Source organism: Pseudomonas sp. (assembly GCF_026224925.1).
Lineage (GTDB): Bacteria > Pseudomonadota > Gammaproteobacteria > Pseudomonadales > Pseudomonadaceae > Aquipseudomonas.
Genome location: NZ_JAMFRV010000236.1, coordinates 1 through 7,018, shown reverse-complemented (window position 1 = coordinate 7,018; position 7,018 = coordinate 1). Strand labels below are relative to the sequence as shown.

Annotated in this window: 6 protein-coding genes; all 6 read left to right on the top strand. The window is 57.8% G+C overall.

Going from position 1 to position 7,018, the window contains the following annotated elements; translation table 11 throughout:
* Positions 1 to 208: 208 nt before the first annotated feature.
* Positions 209 to 1,729 carry an aldehyde dehydrogenase family protein gene (locus M0974_RS10215; protein ID WP_297835893.1) on the top strand — a complete coding sequence of 507 codons (1,521 nt, stop codon included), beginning with the start codon at positions 209 to 211 and terminating at the stop codon, positions 1,727 to 1,729.
* Between the two features lie 144 nt (positions 1,730 to 1,873).
* Positions 1,874 to 3,244: an ethanolamine permease gene (eat, locus tag M0974_RS10210; RefSeq protein WP_297835891.1), complete on the top strand. Its 1,371-nt coding sequence runs from the start codon at positions 1,874 to 1,876 to the stop codon at positions 3,242 to 3,244.
* A gap of 97 nt (positions 3,245 to 3,341) precedes the next feature.
* Positions 3,342 to 4,736, top strand: coding sequence for an ethanolamine ammonia-lyase subunit EutB (locus M0974_RS10205; RefSeq protein WP_297835889.1), 1,395 nt, complete (start codon positions 3,342 to 3,344; stop codon positions 4,734 to 4,736).
* Between the two features lie 12 nt (positions 4,737 to 4,748).
* The gene (gene eutC, locus M0974_RS10200; RefSeq protein ID WP_297835887.1) at positions 4,749 to 5,582 is read left to right on the top strand and encodes an ethanolamine ammonia-lyase subunit EutC; all 834 of its coding nucleotides are present in this window, start codon (positions 4,749 to 4,751) and stop codon (positions 5,580 to 5,582) included.
* A gap of 108 nt (positions 5,583 to 5,690) precedes the next feature.
* Positions 5,691 to 6,149, top strand: a complete 459-nt coding sequence (locus M0974_RS10195; protein WP_297835885.1) for an N-acetyltransferase — start codon at positions 5,691 to 5,693, stop codon at positions 6,147 to 6,149.
* A 379-nt stretch (positions 6,150 to 6,528) separates the two neighbouring features.
* Positions 6,529 to 7,018, top strand: a 490-nt coding sequence (locus M0974_RS10190; RefSeq protein ID WP_297835883.1) for a DedA family protein, incomplete at its 3' end; no start/stop codon positions are given.

The window sequence follows — 7,018 nt, the reverse complement described above, 5'->3', positions numbered from 1 at the left end:
CGAACATAACGCTGCGCCACTAACGGTACAAAGTGTCACCCGCGCCGTATCGATTGCGTTACAAAAAAGGCATTTTGTCGCAGGAAAACTGCCTCAAGGCCTTATAAACCGGGTGCCACGAGGCGCTGGCCCGACCTTTGCTCTACGCTTAACTCAAGCGCTATAGCGCGTACTCCCCTATAAACACAAAAGCCAGGAGACACTCATCATGCGTTACGCCCATCCCGGAACTGAAGGTTCTATCGTTTCCTTCAAGAGCCGTTACGGCAACTACATTGGTGGCGAATTCGTGCCGCCGGTCAAAGGCCAATACTTCGAAAATATTTCCCCAGTCAACGGCAAGCTCATCGCCGAATTTCCACGGTCCAGCGCCGAAGACGTCGATAAAGCACTGGATGCTGCCCACGCTGCGGCCGATGCCTGGGGCAAAACCTCCGTCCAGGCTCGTTCACTGGTTCTGCTGAAAATCGCCGACCGTATCGAGCAAAACCTCGAACTGCTGGCGGTGACTGAGACTTGGGACAACGGTAAAGCCGTCCGTGAAACCCTGAACGCCGACATCCCGCTGGCAGTCGACCACTTCCGTTACTTCGCTGGTTGCCTGCGCGCCCAAGAAGGCAGCGCTGCAGAAATCGACGGCAACACTGTGGCTTATCACATCCATGAACCACTGGGCGTGGTCGGGCAAATCATTCCGTGGAACTTCCCACTGTTGATGGCCGCCTGGAAACTCGCCCCTGCGCTGGCTGCCGGTAACTGCGTCGTGCTGAAACCGGCCGAACAAACCCCGCTGGGCATCACTGTGCTGATGGAGTTAATCGGTGATCTGCTGCCACCTGGCGTGCTGAACATCGTCCAGGGTTATGGCCGTGAAGCAGGTGAAGCACTGGCCAGCAGCAAGCGTATTGCCAAGATCGCGTTTACCGGGTCAACCCCAGTTGGCTCGCACATCATGAAACTGGCGGCGGAAAACATCATTCCGTCCACCGTTGAACTGGGCGGCAAGTCGCCGAACATCTTCTTCGAAGACATCATGCAGGCCGAGCCGGAGTTCATCGACAAAGCGGCCGAAGGCATGGTGCTGGCGTTCTTTAACCAAGGAGAAGTGTGCACCTGCCCATCACGGGCGCTGGTACAAGAGTCGATCTACCCCGAGTTCATCAAGGCCGTACTGAAGAAGGTCGAACAAATCAAACGTGGTGACCCGCTGGACACCGACTGCATGGTTGGCGCTCAGGCTTCGGAACAGCAATTCGACAAGATTCTCTCGTACCTGGAAATCGCCAAAGGCGAAGGCGCCGAGCTGCTGACTGGCGGTAGCGTAGAGCGCCTTAGCGGCGACATGGCTGGCGGCTACTACATCCAGCCGACGCTGCTGAAAGGCAACAACAAGATGCGCGTGTTCCAGGAGGAAATCTTTGGCCCGGTGGTGAGTATCACCACCTTCAAAGATGAAGCCGAAGCCATCGCCATCGCTAACGACACCCAGTTCGGCCTGGGCGCCGGTGTGTGGACTCGCGACATCAACCGCGCTTACCGCGTTGGCCGGGCATTGAAAGCCGGTCGCGTGTGGACCAACTGCTACCACTTGTACCCGGCACACGCCGCGTTCGGTGGCTACAAAAAGTCCGGTGTAGGCCGCGAAACCCACAAAGTTGCACTTGAGCACTACCAACAGACTAAAAACTTGTTGGTGAGCTACGACACTAACCCGCTGGGCTTCTTCTAAGTCCGCACTTTAAACGCGTTCTCATAACCCCCGGTCAGTTGCGGCTAGTTCGCAATTGGCGCGGGGGTTGCATGCGTTTAACCATCGAGCAGCAGTTCTCGTAATTGAAAGTTCAAGAAACCAACAATGCGGACGCGAGGGCTTATGACTACTACGACAACGCTCAAACCAACACTGGGTACCCTGCATCTATGGGGTATTTGCGTAGGGCTGGTCATTTCCGGCGAGTATTTCGGCTGGAGTTACGGCTGGGGCGCGGCAGGGACGCTGGGGTTTTTAATCACCACGTTGATTGTCGCGACGATGTACACCTGTTTCATCTTTAGCTTTACTGAATTAACCACGGCTATCCCACACGCGGGCGGCCCGTTTGCCTACAGCCGCCGAGCCTTTGGCGAAAAAGCTGGATTGGTTGCCGGCCTTGCCACCTTGATCGAGTTCGTTTTTGCGCCACCGGCGATTGCCATGGCCATCGGCGCTTACTTGAACGTACAGTTTCCGGAACTAAACCCCAAACACGCGGCCGTCGGCGCGTACATCATCTTCATGGGCCTGAATATCTTGGGCGTCAGCATCGCGGCCACCTTTGAACTGGTGGTCACCGTTCTGGCCGTCCTTGAGCTGCTGGTGTTCATGGGCGTGGTCATGCCGGGCTTCAGCTTCAGTAACTTCGCACTGAATGGCTGGTCTGGCGCCGATACCTTTAGCATCGCCTCGGTGCCCGGCATCTTCGCCGCTATCCCCTTCGCCATCTGGTTCTTCCTCGCCATCGAAGGCGCGGCCATGGCTGCCGAAGAAGCCAAAGACCCCAAGCGCACTATCCCCAAAGCTTACTTAAGCGGCATCTTGACCCTGGTATTCCTGGCCCTTGGCGTGATGGTGATGGCCGGCGGCGTGGGCGATTGGCGCCAACTGTCGAACATCAACGACCCGCTGCCGCAGGCGATGAAAGCCGTGGTCGGCACCAACTCCAGCTGGATGCACATGCTGGTGTGGATCGGTTTGTTCGGCCTGGTGGCGAGCTTTCACGGCATCATCCTCGGCTACTCGCGCCAGTTCTTCGCCTTGGCGCGTGCGGGTTATCTGCCAAAAGGCTTGGCTAAACTGTCGCGCTTCCAAACGCCGCACCGGGCAATTTTGGCCGGTGGCGTGATAGGTATCGCCGCGATCTACAGCGACGGCCTGGTGAACTTGCAGGGCATGACCCTGACCGCCGCGATGATCACCATGTCAGTGTTCGGTGCCATCGTGATGTACATCATCAGCATGCTCAGCCTGTTTAAACTGCGCAAAACCGAACCGCTGCTGGAGCGTACCTTCCGCGCACCGGGCTACCCGATCGTGCCGGGCATCGCGCTGTTTTTGGCGCTGGTGTGCCTGGTGGCAATGGCGTGGTTCAACGCGGTGATTGGTTTGATCTTCATTTGCTTTATGGTCATCGGTTTCGTTTACTTCCAACTGACTGCAAAACAACGCTCCGACGCCCCAGCGGACGCTATGCTGACGGGTATCTAAGTTGCACCTGTGTCGGGCCCGCGCCCGGCACAGGCCCCATTCGAGTGCAGGCCAGAGGTACGGCGCGCGCTGGCAGAACCACAGGAGGACACCGTCCATGGCTGCGTTTGCCCATACCGTCGGCGCCCAGACCTACCGTTTCGACACCCTCAAAGAGCTGATGGCCAAGGCCAGCCCGGCACGCTCCGGGGATTTTCTGGCAGGCGTTGCCGCAACCAACGACGGCGAGCGAGTGGCCGCGCAGATGGCGCTGGCGGATACCCCGCTCAAGCATTTCCTTGAAGAAGCGCTGATTCCCTACGAAGAAGATGAAGTCACCCGACTGATCATCGACACCCACGACAAAGCAGCCTTTGCCACCGTCAGCCACCTGACCGTAGGCGGTTTTCGTGACTGGCTGCTCAGTGATCACGCCAATGAAGACAGCCTGCGTGCCCTCGCCCCCGGCCTGACGCCAGAAATGGCCGCCGCCGTGTCGAAAATCATGCGCGTGCAGGATTTAGTGCTGGTGGCACAGAAGATCCGTGTGGTGACCCGTTTTCGCGGCACCATGGGTTTGCGCGGGCGTTTATCGACCCGGCTGCAACCCAATCACCCCACCGATGAACCGGCGGGGATCGCCGCAAGCATTCTCGATGGCTTGCTGTATGGCAATGGCGACGCAATGATCGGCATCAACCCCGCCACCGACAGCACGCCGTCAATCGTCGCGCTGCTGGAAATGCTCGACGCGATTATCCAGCGCTACGAAATTCCGACCCAAGCCTGCGTGCTGACCCACGTCACCACCGCCATCGAGGTGATCAATCGCGGCGTTCCGCTGGACCTGGTGTTTCAGTCCATCACCGGCACCGAAGCGGCCAACGCCAGTTTCGGGATCAACCTCAACGTTTTGCAAGAAGGCTACGAAGCGGGCCTGAGCCTCAATCGTGGCACCCTCGGGCAAAACCTGATGTATTTCGAAACAGGCCAAGGCAGCGCACTGTCGGCCAACGCCCACCACGGCGTCGATCAGCAAACCTGCGAAACCCGCGCCTACGCCGTGGCCCGACATTTCAAACCGTTTTTGGTCAACACCGTGGTCGGTTTCATCGGCCCGGAGTATTTATACAACGGCAAACAGATCATTCGCGCCGGGCTGGAAGATCACTTTTGCGGCAAATTGCTCGGTGTGCCCATGGGCTGCGACATCTGCTACACCAACCATGCCGAAGCCGACCAAGACGACATGGACACTCTGCTGACGCTGCTGGGCGTGGCCGGGATCAACTTCATCATGGGCATTCCGGGCTCCGACGACATCATGCTCAACTACCAAACCACCTCGTTTCATGATGCGCTGTATGCGCGGCAAACCCTCGGCCTGCGGCCCGCGCCGGAGTACGAGGCATGGCTGGCTAAAATGGGTATCTTTACCCAAGCCGACGGGCACGTGCGCTTTGGTGACAGCTTGCCACCGGCCTTTCGCCATGCGTTGGCGCATCTTGGATAAGTGAGCGTTCCCATGGCTGATAACCCCGTTTTGCCCACTGACAGCCAGAACCCTTGGCTGGAACTGCGCCGCCTGACTCCAGCCCGCATAGCCCTCGGTCGCACCGGCACCAGCCTGCCGACCAGCGCGCAACTGGATTTCCAATACGCCCACGCCCAAGCCCGAGACGCCGTACACCTGCCGTTTGATCATGCGGGACTCAGAGCACAATTGGCCGAACGTGGCCGCGAAACCTTGCTGCTGCACAGCGCGGCAACAGATCGAAACAGTTATTTGCAACGCCCAGACCTGGGCCGACGCTTGGACGACGCCTCTGCCCAGCAACTGCGCGATTACGCCACGGCACATCCCGGCGGCGTCGATGTGGCAATAGTGGTGGCAGATGGCTTGTCGGCGCTGGCGGTGCATCGGCACACGCTGCCGTTTTTACAGCGGATGGAAGAACAAACCGCCGCCGAAGGCTGGTCGCTGTCCCCGGTAATTCTGGTGGAACAAGGCCGAGTGGCCGTGGCCGACGAAATCGGCGAGCTGCTGGGCGCAAAAATGGTGGTGATACTGATCGGCGAACGCCCCGGCCTCAGCTCTCCTGACAGTTTGGGCCTGTACTTTACCTACAGCCCGAAGGTCGGCCTCACCGACGCGTCCCGCAACTGCATTTCCAACGTCCGACTCGAAGGCCTGAGCTACGGCTTGGCAGCACACCGTCTGCTTTATCTGATGCGTGAAGCCTGTCGCCGGCAGCTTTCGGGCGTGAATCTGAAAGACGAAGCCCAACTTCATACGCTGGAATCAGATCCATCGGTGCCCGTGAAGAGTAATTTCTTGCTGGCAAAACCGGAAGACTGAACGCCATTGGATTGCGCTTTCTAAAAGCTTTAGGCAGCATCGAAAACGACCGGCTGAGCGGCCTGTTGACGTATCACCCCTCTAATGTCGTTAAATTGAGGCCCCACTATGCGGATCATTCAAGCTACCCTCGAACATCTGGACCTGTTGACCCCCCTGTTCGTCAAATACCGCGAGTTCTACGGCGAATTGTCCTACCCGGAATCATCCCGCGCCTTTCTGGAAAAGCGCCTGCGTCGCAAAGAGTCAGTGGTCTACCTGGCGTTGCCCGATGACGACGACAAAAAATTGTTGGGTTTCTGCCAGCTGTACCCGAGCTATTCATCGCTGTCGCTAAAGCGCGTGTGGATCCTCAACGATATCTACGTCGCCGAAGACGCCCGCCGCCAATTGGTCGCCGACCACTTGCTGAAAGTCGCGAAAAAAATGGCCAAAGACACCCAGGCCGTGCGCATGCGGGTATCCACCAGCAGCAACAACGAAGTTGCACGCAAAACGTATGAGTCGATTGGGTTCAAAGTGGATACACAGTTTATTAACTATGTGTTGCCGATCACAGAGGAATGATTGATATCTGTAGGGCCGAATTCATTCGGGAAGCACGCGGCGCAGTGAACCAGATACACCGCAGCGTGGCATTCGCGAATAAATTCGCTCCCACAGTGACCGGGTTAAGCCACCCAACCCGGCAATACTGAAGATCCGGCGAGCGAACGTGTTCGCGAAGGATTCACTGCGGTGCCTCAGACAAACCGCATCGCCTGCATTCCCGAAATTCCCGATGAATTCGCCCACACAAAAACTGTGTATTTCTGACGATTTTTCGACACACTTAGCGACAAACTGTTCCGGTGACCCCTGCATCGCCCCCTATAATGCAGCCCTTGCAGTCTTCCCCCTAACAAGCGCGCGACCCAGAATCGGGTCATGTACACAGGTGCCGCACATGGATTTCAACCCGATTGACGTTATTCTGCATCTCGATGTCTACCTCGACATGCTCGTGACCAACTACGGCACCTGGATCTACGCGATCCTGTTTTTGGTGATTTTCTGCGAAACAGGGCTCGTGGTCATGCCGTTCCTGCCAGGCGATTCCTTGCTGTTCATCGCCGGCGCAGTGGCGGCGGGTGGCGGCATGGACCCGGTTCTGCTGGCAGGTTTGTTGATGTTGGCCGCGATACTCGGCGACAGCACCAACTACCTCGTCGGTAGAACGTTGGGCGAGAAGCTATTCAGCAACCCTAACTCGAAAATTTTCCGTCGCGACTACCTGAACCAAACCCATGATTTCTACGAGCGCCATGGCGGCAAAACCGTCACCCTGGCGCGTTTTCTGCCGATCATCCGCACCTTCGCGCCTTTTGTAGCGGGCGTCGGCAAGATGTCGTACCCACGGTTTTTCTTCTTCAGCGTACTGGGCACCGTCGCTTGGG